This is a genomic window from Opitutus sp., assembly GCA_024998815.1.
GTDB lineage: Bacteria > Verrucomicrobiota > Verrucomicrobiia > Opitutales > Opitutaceae > Rariglobus.
Window position 1 is genome coordinate 1,458,086 of the sequence record JACEUQ010000002.1, and the last position, 14,400, is coordinate 1,472,485.

Below are 14,400 nucleotides of genomic sequence, written 5' to 3' on the forward strand. Positions count from 1 at the left end.
CGCTTTCACGTTGAGACGGCATCCTTGAGCTCACGCTCAAGGCCACACACCCCGGGAACACCCCTCCGGCATCCTTGAGCTCACGCTCAAGGCCACACGCCTCGAGAACACTCCCCGTGGCCTTGAGCGTGAGCTCAAGGTGTTTGCCCAAAGGGTAAGCCGCTCCCGCACAAACCCATTTCGTTAAAGCTCATCTTGAACGCGAAGTGGGTTAAGGCTAATGCCTGTAAGGCATGGCCCGGATAAATCTCGGGATAAGCAAGTTGCGCTATAATATTAATATACGGACAAAGGAATCGAGTACACCGAACCGAAACGCCCCCGAGTCCCTGACGAAAGAGAACGAGTAAGAGAACGAGAACGATTCAATCCCCGTCCACCGATCGGCACGTCAGCGGCACCGCTGAATTCCGTATCGTCCTCGTTCTCTTAATCTTACTCGTTCTCGATCCGACGCCGATTGCTCGAGGTAGAGCATGCCTTAACGGCATTGGGGTTAAGGCGGCCGGCAGGGATTACTCCCACTCGATGGTCGCCGGTGGCTTGGAGCTGATGTCGAGCACGACACGGCTCACGCCGCGCACCTCGTTGGTGATGCGCGAGGAGATTTTCTGCAGCAGGTCGTAGGGCAAACGCGTCCAGTCGGCAGTCATCGCATCGATGCTCTCCACGATGCGCAGGCCGATCACGTAGGAGTAGTTACGCTCATCGCCGACCACGCCGACCGTTTTGACGGGAATAAACACGGCAAAGGACTGCCAGACCTTCCAGTACCAGCCATTGGACATCATCTCCTCCTGGAGAATGAAGTCGGCGTTGCGCAAGATTTCGAGACGCTCCTTGGTGATTTCACCGACGACACGCACGCCGAGACCCGGGCCGGGGAACGGCTGACGCCAGACGACCTCGCGGGGCAGCCCGCAGGCTTCACCCACCGCGCGCACCTCGTCCTTGAAGAGCTCACGCAGGGGCTCGAGCAGCTTGAGCTTCATGCGCTCGGGCAGGCCGCCGACGTTGTGGTGCGATTTGATGAGCGCGGCTGGGTTGCCGGCAATCGCCACGCTCTCGATCACGTCAGGGTAAAGCGTGCCTTGGGCGAGGAAGTCGGCGCCGCCGATGGATTTGAGGGATTTCTCAAACACTTCGACAAAGGTGCGGCCGATGATTTTGCGCTTTTGCTCGGGATCGGTGATCCCCTTCAGGCGGCGCAGGAACAGCGCGGAGGCATCGACGACACGCACGTCGATTTTGAAATTACGCGCGTACAGCGACTCGACGACCTCACGCTCGCCTTTGCGCAGGAGGCCGTTGTCGACAAACACACAGGTTAACTGCTTGCCGATGGCCTTGTGAATAAGCGCGGCAGCAACCGAGGAGTCGACGCCGCCAGACAGGCCGAGGAGCACGCGGGATTTCTTGCCGACGGTGGCCTTGATCGAGGCGACAGACTGGTTAATGAAATCAGCGGTGGTCCAGTCTTGGGACGCTTTGCAAACGCCGACCAAGAAGTTGCGGATCACATCGGTGCCGCGCTCGCTGTGAGAAACCTCGGGGTGAAACTGAATGCCGTAAAAGTTGCGCTTGGCGTCCTCGATGACTGCGTACTCGGAATTGTCGGTGGTGCCGATGGCCGTGAAGCCGGGCGGCAGCTTGATGAGGCGGTCGCCGTGGGAGTTCCAAACGTTTAGCTTTTTGGGCAGCTTGGAAAAAAGGCGCCCCGATTTTTGAATCGTGAGGGTGCCGTGGCCGTATTCGCGGTGGTCGCTCTTGGACACCTCGCCGCCGAGCAGATGCCCCATGAGCTGAATGCCGTAGCAGATGCCGAGAATGGGCACGCCCATGTCGAACAGCGCCTTGTCAGGGATCGGGGCCTTTTTGGAAAACACCGAGCTGGGACCACCCGAAAGAATGATGCCCACCACGCCGTCCTTGCGCAGCTCTTCTGCGGTCACCGTGTAGTGATAAAGTTTGGAGTACACCTGGCACTCGCGGATACGGCGGGCGATGATCTGCGTGTACTGGGAACCGAAATCAATGACTGCGATGGTCTGTGGCATGTAGGAAAAAAAGCGAAAAGGCGTGAGGGATAGGTAAAATGAAGCGGCAACCGTGGGCGAACGGGGCGCACCGTGTCAATGCGTCGGCGGCAGTGAGGGCAGGTTAAAAGCGAAGGCGGTCATTGTCCTGCTTGCAATTGGGACAGGCGCCGGAGTCGACCTCACCGCGGACGAAATAAAGGTGGCTGCAGCGGACGCAGCAAAACGAAGTACGCCGGCGTTCGCCCTCAAAGCGGGCATGATCGCGGCGATCGTAGTAGAGCCAAAGGCCAAGAAACACGGCTGCGACCAACGAACAGTAGATGAATGACGCGATTTGCAGGCCCATGAAAACCGTAATGAAGGCAACACCGGCGCAAGAGCGCCAGCAGGGAATCACGCCGCGATCCAATCCCACCTGCATAAGTTAAAACCGGATAATTTAGCCGCAAAAATGCGCAGAAGTCGCAAATGGCAACCCCTCTGCAATCATCCGTTTTTTGCGCCGCTTGCGCCTCTTTGCGGCCACTCTCCGTTTTTTGGGCGCGGTGGATTGATGCCCATCCGCAGGTCTGACGATCTTTGCGTTAAACCTGATTTCCGAAGCTCAAACCAACCACAGATTACACAGATTACACAGATACAATCCATTATGAGGTAAACGGACTCACCTTGCCCCCCTTTTTTTCATCCTGTCTTCAAATTCAGTAACACTCTGTTATCTGTGCTCATCTGTGCATTCCGTGGTTAAAACTTCGGAGTTCGGGTTAAAAATCGCCTCTCTCTCTGCCTCCCCGCCCCGGCCCAAGTGAGGGGCGTTTTTTCAGCGGCATGTGCCAAAAGTTTTTGAGCACCCCATAGCCTAGCAGGCCGATGGCAACGCCGAGTACGACGGCCCCCAGGTACAGCGAGAAGAGCGAATCCCCGGTGAACACCCCGAGGGGCGAGTGGGTGACTTTATGCCAAACCTCGGAGGGCCGGTTTCCGCGCACTACCTCGCCGACAAAATAACACGCGGGCAGGTGCACCGGCGCGGTCAGGGGCGTCGAAAGAAACTGCAGGACAATGCACAGCAGCAGGTTTCCGCGAAAGAAGATCGCGGCAATGCAGGCCAGCACCGACTGAAGCGGAAGAAACGGAATTATGGTAATGGGGAAGCCCACCAACCAGGCGCGCGCCAGAGATTCGCGCGTGGGTTTCCACAGGGTTTTGTCTAGCAAGCGGTCGCCCAAGCGCGTGTGCAGCCAGGTTCCACGCAACCGGCTGCGGGAAAGCCGACTACGATGCAACAAGCGCAATATCCAGTAGGGAAAACGCATGCTTTAGGCGGACTTGGGCCCCGGTAAACTCGCCGCTCCCGGGGGCAACGGGATTTTGGCGAGCAGCACCTTGTCCACACGGTTTCGGTCCATGTCCACCACCTCGAAGCGCCAACCATGGCAGGTGAAATGCTCGCCGGGACGCGGGATGTAGCCCATGCGATCGAGAACAAAACCGCCAAGGGTCTCAAAATCCTCGTCCTCCTCGCCGGGCAGCGTCGGCAGCTCGAAACGGCGGCGCAGTTCGCCCACCTCCAGGCTGCCATCGACCAGCCAGGAGCCGTCGTCGCGTTGCACGGCGTCGGGCGAGACCCGGTCGCCGGGCTCGGGCAGGTCGCCGACAATCGCCTCCATCACGTCGATGAGCGTCACCAGGCCTTGCACACTGCCGAATTCATCGGTGACGAGGGCGAGGTGTTTACCGGATTTCTTAAACCCGTCGAGCAGCTGCACCACATGCACGGTCTGCGGCACCACGAGCGGCTGAGTGAGGTGATTGCGGATGTCATTGGCGACCCCAGCGGCAGCGTTGGCCCAAAGGGATTTAACCGAGACCATGCCGATGACGTGATCGCGCGTGCCCTCGTAAACCGGGAAATGCGAATGCCCGCTGGTGACGATTTTGCGCCAGTTGACCTCCTCGGTGTCAGCGACGTTCAGCCAGACGATCTTGGTGCGGCGCGTCATGATTTCGGTCACGCAGCGCTCATCGAGCCGGAGCACACCCTCGACCATGGCCCGCTCGGCCCGGTGAAAAACTCCTGCGGTGGTGCCCTGCTCAATGAGGTTGGAAATTTCTTCCTCTGAGGGCGGTGCCTCCACGTCCTTGCCTAGGCCGAAAACTTTGAGAACGAGGTTAGTGGAGATCGTGAGAAACCAGACGGCGGGCGCGGCTAGGACGGCGAGGCCGGTCATCGGTTTGGCGATGAGCATGGCTCGCCCCTCGGGATTGCTGAGCGCAACGCGCTTGGGCACAAGTCCACCGATGATCAGTGAAAAGTAGGTGATCGCACCGACAACCACTAGGATGCTGATCCATTCAGCGTAAGGTGCCAGCGCCGGCAGGGTCTCAAGCCAGACCCTGAGTTGTTCGGAGAGCGTGGCACCGCCGAAGGTGCCGGCGAGGATGCCGACCAGCGTGATGCCGATCTGAACGGTGGAGAGAAAATTGGAGGGCTGCTGGGCAAGCGAGAGCGCGGCGCGCGCCTTCACGTTGCCCTCGTCGGCCAGGCTTTTGAGGCGGGCTTTGCGTGAGGACACGACGGCGATCTCCGACATGGCAAAAACGCCATTGGCCAAAAGCAGAATGAAAATGATGAGGATTTCGCCGAAGAGAGTCATAAGTCGCAGCCCGCCCGGTAAACCGTGGACAGGTGAGCGTCGGCCAAGTGGGGCGTGATGCCAGCGGAAGACGAGGGAAAAACCGCGGGGAAAGGCCCGTTCGGTTTAAGCCGTTTTGCGTAGCGGGAATTGAAGATGAACCTCAAGTAACCCTCCGTGTCGTCCGAGCTCGGCTCCGTAAAGTAGCGCAGACTTCCAGTCTGCAGCAGCTTCTTGCGAGTGAGGAGCAGACTGGGAAGTCTGCGCTACTTTTCCCGAAACCGGCCCACACGGAGGGACGACCTCCGTGTCGTCCGCTGGTGTCAACAAAGCCCCGAGGCGCACGATTTAAACGCGTCGGGGCCACCAACCGCGCTTACTGCGCGGCGGGCGTAGTGATGAACTCGGCGATGTTGTCGCTCTCGACGTCGATATCGGCGAACAACCACGAGGACAGGTAACGCTCGGTCGACGACGGGATGATCACGACGATCTTCTTGCCCTTGTTCTCGGGGCGCTTGGCCAACTCCAGCGCGGCGAAAATCGCGGCACCCGAGCTGATGCCCACCGGAATACCGTCGAGCTTGATCGTCTCTTTGGAGACGGGGCCGGACTGGTCTTCCTTCACCTGGATGATCTCGTCGATGATCTTGGTGTTGAGCACGGCCGGGATGAAGCCGGCACCGATGCCTTGCAGCTTGTGCGGGCCAGGCGAACCACCAGAGAGCACCGGCGAACCAGCGGGCTCGACCGCCACGATCTTGATCGCGGGATTCTTGGCTTTGAGCACTTCGCCCACACCGGTGATGGTGCCACCGGTGCCGACGCCGGCGACGAGGATGTCGACCAAACCGTCGGTGTCGTTCCAGATTTCCAAGGCGGTGGTCGCGCGGTGGATGGCGGGATTATCGGGGTTAGCGAACTGCTGAAGGATGACGCTGTTGGCGATCTGCTTGTTGAGCTCTTCGGCTTTGGCGATGGCACCCTTCATGCCCTTGGGCCCTTCGGTCAGAACCAGCTTGGCGCCGAGGATCTTGAGCAGCTTGCGGCGCTCCAAAGACATCGTCTCGGGCATGGTCAGGATCAGCTTGAGGCCCTTGGCGGCGGCGGCGAAGGCCAGCGCGATGCCGGTGTTGCCGGAGGTCGGCTCGATCAGAATCGTGTTCTGGTTGATGCGGCCGGACTTGAGCGCCTCCTCGATCATGTGGTTGCCGATACGGTCTTTAACCGAGGACAACGGGTTGAAAAACTCCAGCTTGAGGAGGATTTCGGCCTGGGCACCGTGAGCGGCGGCGGTGCGGTTGAGGCGAACCAACGGGGTGTTGCCGATGGTGTCGGTGATGTTGTTGTAGATACGAGCCATGGTGGTGGTGGGTTTAGGTGAAAAAAGGTGAAAAAGGCGGAAAGGGGATGGAGAAAGGAAACGTACGGACAGGGAAATTCGTTTGGGAAATAGTCAGGGCAACGGGGCGAGGGTTGCTTAAATTGCGTAGTCTTCGGTGAACAGCCGGCTGCGGCGCACGCGCAGCAGAACGGGGTCACGCGGCTGAAGGGCCAGTTCTTCGAGCAACGCCCGGCCCAGCTCGATGTCGATCAACTCGTTGGATCCGCGCCGGGCGGTCACCCGCGCCACCGAACCGGCGGAGTGGATCGTCTCGACCACGGCAACCTCACCCTCGACGCCGACGCGGTAGCGCAAAATCTCCAGCTCGTGCGGGCGCACGTAGGCGATCTTGGTGTCGGTAAACGGCCCGCCGGCCCCCTCGGGGGCGAGTCCGCGCCAGGGCAACTGGAGGCGGTTCACGTTGCCCAAAAAGTTGTAAACAAAGGGCGAGGCCGGGTGATCGTAGACGTCTTGGGGCGTGCCGATTTGCTCCACCTTGGCGTTGTTCATAACGACCACCTCGTCGGCGATTTCCAGCGCCTCCTCCTGGTCGTGGGTAACGAACAGGGTGGTCAGGTTGATCTCTTCGTGGAACTGGCGCAGCCAGCGGCGCAGCTCTTTGCGGACCTTGGCGTCAAGCGCCCCAAACGGCTCGTCGAGCAACAAGACCTTGGGCTCGACCGCGAGGGCGCGGGCCAGGGCGACGCGCTGGCGCTGGCCGCCGGAGAGCTGCGAGGGGAAACGCTGGCCGAGGTTGTCGAGCTGGACGAGCTTGAGCAGCTTGTTCACCCGGTCGGCGATCTCGCTTTTGGCGGGGCGATCGGCGCGTTTGCGCACATCCAGGCCGAAGGCGATGTTCTCGGCGACGGTCATGTGGCGGAACAGCGCGTAGTGTTGAAACACAAAGCCGACGCCGCGCTTGCCGGCGGGCACTTGGGTGACGTCCTCGCCGTGAAAGCCGATCTGGCCGCTGCCCTCGTCGGCAAACTCCAGCCCGGCGATGATGCGCAGCAGCGTGGTCTTGCCGGAGCCGGACGGGCCGAGCAGCGCCACCAGCTTGCCCGCGGGCACGTTCAGGTTGACGCCGTCGAGCGCTTTGTAGGCCCCGAAGGTTTTTTTGATGTTTTTGGCAGTGATGCTCATGCGGGATCGGGCGAAAGTCGGAGATCTGAGATGTCTGATGTCTGATGTCTGATGTCTGATGTCTGATGTCTGATGTCTGATGTCTGATGTCTGATGTCTGATGTCTGATGTCTGATGTCTGATGTCTGATGTCTGATGTCTGATGTCTGATGTCTGATGTCTGATGTCTGATGTCTGATGTCTGATGTCCGGCTCAAGCCCGGCTGTTACGCCACTCGATGACGGATTTCAAAACCAGGGTGACGATGGCCAGCAGCGCCAGTAAAGAGGCGACGGCGAAGGCGGCGGAAAAATGGTATTCGTTGTACAAAATTTCGACGTGCAGCGGCATGGTGTTGGTCTCGCCGCGGATGTGGCCTGAAACCACCGACACAGCACCGAACTCGCCCATGGCACGGGCGTTGCACAGTACCACGCCGTAGAAAAGCCCCCACTTGATGTTGGGTAACGTGACGCGCCAAAAGGTCTGCCAGCCGCTGGCACCGAGGGTGACGGCGGCGTATTCTTCGTCGGTGCCCTGGGCCTGCATCAGCGGAATGAGCTCACGGGCGACAAACGGGAAGGTGATAAAAATGGTGGCTAGGATGATGCCGGGCGTGGCGTAGATGATCTGGAAATCCTGCCGATAAAGCCACTGCTGGAGCCAGGGAAACCAGACGTTTTCAGCGTTCAAATACTGGCCCAACCAGCCCTGGAGCCCAAACAGGAGCACAAAGATCATGCCGGCGATCACCGGCGAGACCGCGAAGGGCAGGTCGATGAGGGTGATGAGCACGCTTTTGCCGGGAAAACTAAACTTGGTGATGCACCAAGCCGCCGCCACGCCGAAGACGACGTTGGAGGGCACGGCGATGACGGCGGTGAGCAAGGTGAGTTTGATGGCCGCCAGCGCATCGGAATCCACCAGCGCCTGGAAAAACAAAACCACGCCCTTGCGCAACCCTTCGGCAAACACCGCGGTAAGCGGCAGCAGCACAAAGCCAAACAGGAACAGCAGCGCCACCGTGGTGAGCGACCAACGCACCCACGGGGCATCCTGCGTCACCCGCGAGGCGTGGCCGTGCGAGGAACCGGGTTTATGGAGGTGAGTGACGATGGAGGCCATGCGGGAGGAGGAGGCGGAGGGCGGAAAATCCAATGCTCAATGACCAAGGCCCAATTACCAATGACCAATTACCAATGACCAATGCTCAATGGCCAATGACCAATCCGTAGTGCGGAGGGGGCGGCTGGTTGAAGTTGGGCGTTTCATTATTGGTTATTGGTCATCGAGTCTTAGTCATTGGTCATTTCTCATTGGTCCTTGGTCATTAGTCATTTCTCATTGGTCCTTGGTCCTTGGGCATTGGGCATTGGTCCTTGCTCATTTCTCTGCCGCCTCGCCTAGATCTTGTGGTAGCGACGGCTCCACTTCTGCAACAGGTTAATGAGCAACAATAAAACGAAGGAAGATACGAGCATTACGGTGGCAATGGCGGTGGCGCCCTTGTAGTCGTATTGCTCCAGTTTTTCGATGATCACGTGCGGCACGATCTGGGTTTTCATGGGCAAATTCGCCCCGATAAAAACCACCGAACCGTATTCGCCCAGGGACCGGGCAAACGCCATGGCGGTGCCGGCGATGAGCGCCGGCACCAGTTGCGGAATGATCACCTTAAACACGGTCTGAAAGCGGCTGGCGCCGAGGGTGGCCGAGGCTTCCTCCAACTCCGGCTCCAGCTCCTCAATGACCGGCTGGAGCGTGCGCACCACGAAGGGTAAACCGATAAAGGTCAGCGCTACAAAAACACCCAAGGGCGTGTAGGCGATCTGGATGTCGTGGGGGGCCAACCAGCGGCCGATCCAGCCGGTCGGCCCATAAATCGTGGTCAACGCGATGCCCGCCACCGCCGTGGGCAGCGCGAAGGGCAGATCCACCAGCGCATCCACCACCCGCTTGCCGGGGAACGTATAACGCACCAGCACCCACGCCACAATCAGCCCAAAAAACGAGTTAACCAGCGAGGCCGCCAACGAGGCGAAAAAGGTGACCTTGTAGGCCGACACCACTAGGGGCGAACTCACCGACGCCCAAAACTCCGCCACCGTCATGCCCGAGGTTTTAATGAAAACGGCCGACAGCGGCAGCAGCACGATCAGGCTCAGGTAGGCGACCGTGAAGCCGAGCGAGAGGCCGAAGCCGGGCAGGATGGAACGTGAGGAACGGCTGGACATCAAAGGTTGACGGAGTGGCGATATGGACGCGGTGGGCGCGAGGACAGGGGATGCTTTCGAGCTCGCGCCGGATGGCAAGGGTTTCGGCAAGGATTACTGGCGCAGGTAGATCTGGTCGAAAGTGCCGTTGTCGGCGAAGTGGGTGGCGGCGGCCTTGGCCCAGCCCCCGAAGGCCGCATCGATGGTGAACAGCTCCAGGTTGGCGAAGACATTCGCGTACTTAGCTTTGGCCTTTTCTGAGGTTGGCCGGTAGTAGTGCTTGCCGATGATGTCCTGGGCCTCGTCGGAGTAGAGGTACTCCAAATAAGCCTTGGCGACTGCCTCGGTGCCCTTCCGTTTCACCACTCGGTCCACAATGCTCACCGAAGGCTGGGCGAGGATGCTCACGGAGGGCACGACGATCTCGAACTTGTCGGGGCCAAACTCTTTGACCGCCAGGAACGCCTCGTTTTCCCACGAGATGAACACGTCGCCGATGCCGCGCTGCGCGAAGGTGGTGGTGGCGCCCCGGGCACCGGAATCAAGTACGGGCACGTTTTTGTAGATCTTGGCGACGAACTCCTTGGCCTTTTCATCGCTGCCATAGGTGCGACGGCCGTATTCCCAGGCGGCCAGGTAGTTCCACTGCGCGCCGCCGGAGGTCTTCGGATTGGGCGTGATCACGGCGACGCCGGGCTGGGCCAAGTCAGCCCAGTCCTTGATTTTGCCATAGAACGGCGAGCTCTTGCGGACCAGGAAAACGATGGTGCTGGTGTAGGGCGCGGAGTCGTGCGGCAGGCGCTGCTGCCAGTTGGCCGGGACGAGGTTGCCGTTTTTATGGAGCGCGTTGACGTCGTTGGCCAAGGCCAGCGTAACGACGTCGGCACGCAGGCCGTCGATGACCGAGCGGGCCTGTTTGCCGGAGCCGCCGTGGGATTGCTTTATTGTGACGGTGTCGCCGGTCTTGACCTTCCAGTGTTTGGCAAAAGCGGCGTTGTAATCGACGTAAAGCTCGCGGGTGGGGTCGTAGGAGACGTTGAGCAGCTCGATGTTTTTGGCGAGGGCCGTGCCGGCGAGGGCGACGGCGGCGAGAAGGGAGAGCAGAAATTTGAGTTTCATGATGCTGGAATGAAGCAGGCGTGAAAGGGGGCGAGTGGAAGGATTAAACGATGGTCGGCGCGGGAACGGAGGGAGGGAGACGGGAGACCTGCCGCACCGCGCTATGTTTCAATTAATAAGGCTAGCGGGTCTTTTCGCTACGCTCGCTCTGGCGGACGATGGCGAGCCCAACGGGCAATGTGGATTTAGCGGAATGGGAGGTGGGGGCGCTCATGATGCGGACGATCGCCGTTAAATACTATAATCAGGAAAGAGTTGAGAAAGTAGGCCGGCGACGGGCTTGAGGTCGGGATGGTCCGGGCAGCGAGCCGAGACTTTGCAGGCGGCGCGACCTGGGACCAGCGCTTCGGAAAACGGCAGGGGCACTTCGTCGCGCCGCATCTTGCGCAGCGTCACCTCAACGACGTCGGCCAGCGAATAGCGGTCGAGGATGCCGGCGATGGCGTTGCGCACATCGAGCATCAACATTCGCAAGCCGCAGTGCACCTCGTCGGGGCAACTGCACTTTTCGTACGCCGAGTGGCTCACGCAGCCGATCGGGGCCAGCGGGCCGTCGATCACCCGCACCACGCTGCCCACTGTGATCTTGGCGGCCGGCCCCGCCAACCGGTAGCCGCCAAACTTGCCCCGCCGACTTTCCACAAAACCCTCCTCCTTAAGGAGCTGCATGATCTGCTCGAGGAACTTCACCGGGATCTGCTCCTTTTCGGCGAGTTCCGACACCTGCACGAGCGGCCGGCCCACCTCGGCAGCGATGCCGAGATCGATCAGGGCCCGGAGGGCGTATTCACCTTTTTTGGAGAGCTTCATGTGCGTTAAACTTAAACCACAGTGAATAGGTAGGGTTTGAGCTCAAGCACAATCCTAGGTTAAGTCATGAACTCAGTTTAATTAATACATTAAACACTTAAATAAAATGGGTAACGTAATTATTTAAAGCTCATGAGGAAGGCGATCCATCCCTACTCGGCAGTACGGCATCGGCCGATGTTGCCCACGAAACACACCAAATGACACGAAAGACGGCCAGCTTCCCCACATGCCGCGACGGCCCGCGAAGTGGCGTGAATTAGTACGCAAAACATTGTTAATCAATTCCATTTACCCACTTCGTTACTTGTTCGCGCGGTTCTGCCGATCCCGTGGCCTTGAGCGTGAGCTCAAGGTCGGCCGTATGCCGGCCTTCGAGCCTCCTCGAGCTCACGCTCAAGGCCACGTTCGGAACTCGCTCAAGCGCCGCTACGATTCCCCCCCAGCTCCCCGTGGCCTTGCGCGTGAGCGCAAGGGGGGGGGCTTGTCACCCAGCTCACGCTCAAGGCCACAACGCCCGAAACGATCCCCCAAAAAAATAATTCAAGTTCGCGGGCAAACGTGCCGATTAACTAGCCGGACACCTCCGTCCGCTCTTCACCTTCGAACCACCTCAATCTCATGCCAGCCATGCAACTCTCTGGTCTCGTTTCGGGCTTCGACTGGAAAACTTATGTCGACACCATCATCAACCTTGAGCGCACGCCTGCCAAAAAACTGCAGACCGAAATCGAGACCAATTCGGACAAGGCCGCCGCCCTCGACGGCGTGGGCACCATGCTCACCAGCCTGAATACGGCGATCACCGCCCTGAATACCGATGGGGTGTTCGACGCCCGCACCGCCTCCACCTCAGGCACCGGCTGGGCCGCCACCGCCGCCAGCACCGCCGCCCCAGGCTCCGCCGCCTTCACTGTGACCCAGCTTGCCACGGCAGCTAAACTTACAAGCACCAACGATATCGGCAACGACATCGCCTCCTCCTCCGACGTTTCCGGCGTCAGTTTGGCAAACCTCGGCACCGGCACGGCGCTTACCGCCGGCGTGTTTACCGTCAACGGTTCGCGCGTGACCGTGGACCTCGGCAGTTCTCTCGCGGATCTGTTCACCGCCATTGGCACGGCCACCGCCGGCAAAGTGACCGCCTCCTACAACGCGACCGACGACAAAATCACCCTGGCCAATAGCAACCCGCTGAACACCACGCCCATCGTGCTCGGCTCGTCCACCGACACCTCCAACTTTTTATCCATTACACGCTTAGCCAACAACGCTGGCACCTCGATTACCAGCAGCACGAAGCTGGGCGCGGCTAACCCCACCGCAACCTTGGCCAACGCCCGCCTTAAAACCCCCATCTCCGGAGTCGATGGTTCGGGTAACGGCTCGTTCACCATCAACGGCGTCGCCATCGCTTATAATACCGGGACGGACACGCTCAACAGTGTCGTTAACCGCATCAACGCCGCCAGCGCCGGGGTGACCGCCGCCTTTGACCCCATCACCGATAAAGTTTCGCTCCAAAATACCAGCACCGGCGACCTCGGCTTCAGTTTAGCCGATACCACGGGCACGTTTCTGAGTTCGTTGGGCCTGACGAGCGGAGCCACCTTAACAAGCGGTCTCAACGCCCAATTCTCAGTCAACGGCGGTGCCACCCAAACCAGTATGAGCAACACGCTCACCGCCGACACCCACGGCATCACCGGCCTGTCCCTCACCACCACCTCGCTGGGAACACAAACCGTGAGCGTCGCCGCCGACACCACCTCGGTGCGCACCAAAATCGACGCCTTCATCAACAGTTTTAACGCGGTCCAAAGCTTCATCGACACGCAGACCAAAGTCACCAGTACCAACGGCAAAGTCACCACCTCCACGCTCAGCGACAATCGCGAGATTCAGAGCTGGGGGCCGTCTCTGCGCAAAAACATCTTCGCAGCCGTGCCCGGCCTAAGCAGCACGATGTCGCAACTCAGCCACATCGGCATCGATTTTTCCGGCACCAGCTCCCTGCTTTCGATCAAGGAACCGGCCAAACTGGACGCCGCGCTCAAAGAGCGGCCCACCGAGGTATCCGCGATGTTCCGTCAATCCTCCACGGGTATCTTCGCCCGCCTCAACACGTTACTGGACAGCTTTAACGGCGGCACGCTCGGCACCGGCGGCATCCTGGCGAAGCAGAAAACCGGGTTAACCACCAGCAACACCTCGCTCACCACCCAGATTGCCGACATCGACCGCCGCCTGGTGCAACGCCGCTCCGTGCTCGAAGCCAGCTTCATCGCCATGGAGCGAGCCCAGTCCCTGATCAAGAGCTCGCAGTCGCAGATAGCCAGCATCACGCCAGCCAGTGCCTACAACAAATCATGACCGCCCCGCGTTCCCTTCGTTTACTCACTTTTCTTGGCTTGGCGTTATTCGCAGGAGGCTGCGCCTCGCTCGACCCGCATCTCGACGATATCGGGCCGGTTTACAAACCGGTCAACTCACGCGGCCCCGCCGCCTGGCCGGCGGCCATTCGCCGGGTTGCGATCCTGCCCGCCCACGACACCTCGGGACGCCTGCCGGCCAGTTTTGTCACCACCTACGACACGATTTGGCGCCGCACCCTCGATCGCAGCCAACGCGCCGAATTTATCGGCCTGAACCGCCCGCAACTCACCACCTGGACCACCAAAGAAACCTTTTCGGCCACCGGCCTACTTCCCCCCGATTTACTGCTGCGCATAGGTCGTGAAACCGACGCGCAGGCGGTGCTCTTCCTCGATCTTAACAACACCACCGCCTACCCACCTCTGGCGTTGTCCTTCCGTGCCCGCCTGGTGGACGTGACCACCGGAGAAACCCTCTGGATGGTCGACGAGTTGTTCGATTCAGGCCGGGATTCCACCGCCCGAGCCGCCCGCCGCTATGCAAAGGCCAACGGTTCCGGCAAGGGCGACACCACCAGCAGCATTGTCCAAAGTCCGACCCGTTTCGCCGAATATGCGTTTCAGGCGGTCTGCGAACTGCTTCCTCCTCGAATCGATCCGAATGCAAAATCGAACTAAACTTTTTACAAGCTGTGCCGATA

12 protein-coding genes are annotated in these 14,400 nt (G+C 59.9%); 2 read left to right on the forward strand and 10 right to left on the reverse strand.

The window, feature by feature from the left end:
- Positions 1-515: 515 nt before the first annotated feature.
- The 10 genes from guaA to H2170_14295 all read right to left on the reverse strand — a co-directional run bounded on the left by guaA (position 516) and on the right by H2170_14295 (position 11,324).
- The gene (gene guaA, locus H2170_14250; GenBank protein MCS6301235.1) at positions 516-2,057 is read right to left on the reverse strand and encodes a glutamine-hydrolyzing GMP synthase; all 1,542 of its coding nucleotides are present in this window, start codon (positions 2,055-2,057) and stop codon (positions 516-518) included.
- Between the two features lie 103 nt (positions 2,058-2,160).
- Positions 2,161-2,385 carry a hydrogenase nickel incorporation protein HypA gene (locus H2170_14255; GenBank protein MCS6301236.1) on the reverse strand — a complete coding sequence of 75 codons (225 nt, stop codon included), beginning with the start codon at positions 2,383-2,385 and terminating at the stop codon, positions 2,161-2,163.
- 418 nt (positions 2,386-2,803) lie between these two features.
- Positions 2,804-3,355, reverse strand: coding sequence for a DUF2062 domain-containing protein (locus H2170_14260; GenBank protein MCS6301237.1), 552 nt, complete (start codon positions 3,353-3,355; stop codon positions 2,804-2,806).
- Between the two features lie 3 nt (positions 3,356-3,358).
- Positions 3,359-4,696, reverse strand: a complete 1,338-nt coding sequence (locus H2170_14265) for an HlyC/CorC family transporter (GenBank protein ID MCS6301238.1) — start codon at positions 4,694-4,696, stop codon at positions 3,359-3,361.
- A gap of 355 nt (positions 4,697-5,051) precedes the next feature.
- The gene (gene cysK / locus H2170_14270; protein ID MCS6301239.1) at positions 5,052-6,038 is read right to left on the reverse strand and encodes a cysteine synthase A; all 987 of its coding nucleotides are present in this window, start codon (positions 6,036-6,038) and stop codon (positions 5,052-5,054) included.
- Positions 6,039-6,155: 117 nt separating this feature from the next.
- Entirely contained in the window at positions 6,156-7,202 is a 1,047-nt protein-coding gene (locus H2170_14275; GenBank protein ID MCS6301240.1) for a sulfate ABC transporter ATP-binding protein, read from the reverse strand.
- A gap of 193 nt (positions 7,203-7,395) precedes the next feature.
- Positions 7,396-8,307, reverse strand: coding sequence for a sulfate ABC transporter permease subunit CysW (gene cysW / locus H2170_14280; protein MCS6301241.1), 912 nt, complete (start codon positions 8,305-8,307; stop codon positions 7,396-7,398).
- 278 nt (positions 8,308-8,585) lie between these two features.
- On the reverse strand, positions 8,586-9,416 hold the full coding sequence (gene cysT, locus H2170_14285; protein ID MCS6301242.1) for a sulfate ABC transporter permease subunit CysT: 831 nt from the start codon (positions 9,414-9,416) through the stop codon (positions 8,586-8,588).
- A 93-nt stretch (positions 9,417-9,509) separates the two neighbouring features.
- Complete coding sequence (locus H2170_14290; protein ID MCS6301243.1) at positions 9,510-10,514, reverse strand: sulfate ABC transporter substrate-binding protein; 1,005 nt, start codon at positions 10,512-10,514, stop codon at positions 9,510-9,512.
- Positions 10,515-10,745: 231 nt separating this feature from the next.
- Entirely contained in the window at positions 10,746-11,324 is a 579-nt protein-coding gene (locus tag H2170_14295) for an Rrf2 family transcriptional regulator (protein MCS6301244.1), read from the reverse strand.
- A 630-nt stretch (positions 11,325-11,954) separates the two neighbouring features.
- Here H2170_14295 and fliD point away from each other — a divergent pair.
- Together fliD and H2170_14305 are read left to right on the forward strand one after the other, a co-directional pair.
- Complete coding sequence (fliD, locus tag H2170_14300; GenBank protein MCS6301245.1) at positions 11,955-13,697, forward strand: flagellar filament capping protein FliD; 1,743 nt, start codon at positions 11,955-11,957, stop codon at positions 13,695-13,697.
- The gene (locus H2170_14305; GenBank protein ID MCS6301246.1) at positions 13,694-14,377 is read left to right on the forward strand and encodes a hypothetical protein; all 684 of its coding nucleotides are present in this window, start codon (positions 13,694-13,696) and stop codon (positions 14,375-14,377) included. Before fliD ends, H2170_14305 begins: the two co-directional genes overlap by 4 nt.
- The last annotated feature ends 23 nt before the right edge of the window (positions 14,378-14,400 follow it).